Annotated in this window: 1 protein-coding gene; it reads left to right on the forward strand. The window is 74.8% G+C overall.

What is annotated here, in order from left to right; genetic code table 11:
• Positions 1-46 precede the first annotated feature (46 nt).
• Positions 47-270: DeoR family transcriptional regulator (locus KVS71_RS17530; protein ID WP_217585161.1), on the forward strand; the 224-nt coding region annotated here is incomplete at its 3' end.

A 270-nucleotide genomic window follows, 5' to 3' on the forward strand; every position in this document is an offset into this window, starting at 1 on the left:
CACCGCTCGACCGTCCGGAGCGCTGGGAGCTGCAGGGGTGGGCGGCATGACCGAGGAGCGCCCGACCCCGCGTTTCGGCCTCTCCCGCCGGGAACGGATCCTGGTCGAGCTGCGCCGCACGGGGGCGGTGCGCGTGGCCGATCTCGCCCGCGACTTCGGGGTGGCGGTGCTCACCATCCGCCGCGACATCACGATGCTGGCGGACCGCGGGCTGCTGACCAGGGTGCACGGGGGTGCGGTGCTGTGGAGCGCGCTGGACACGACCGTCGC

The sequence above is a fragment of the Microbacterium sp. GbtcB4 genome, from assembly GCF_019091465.1.
Classification (GTDB): domain Bacteria; phylum Actinomycetota; class Actinomycetes; order Actinomycetales; family Microbacteriaceae; genus Microbacterium; species Microbacterium paraoxydans.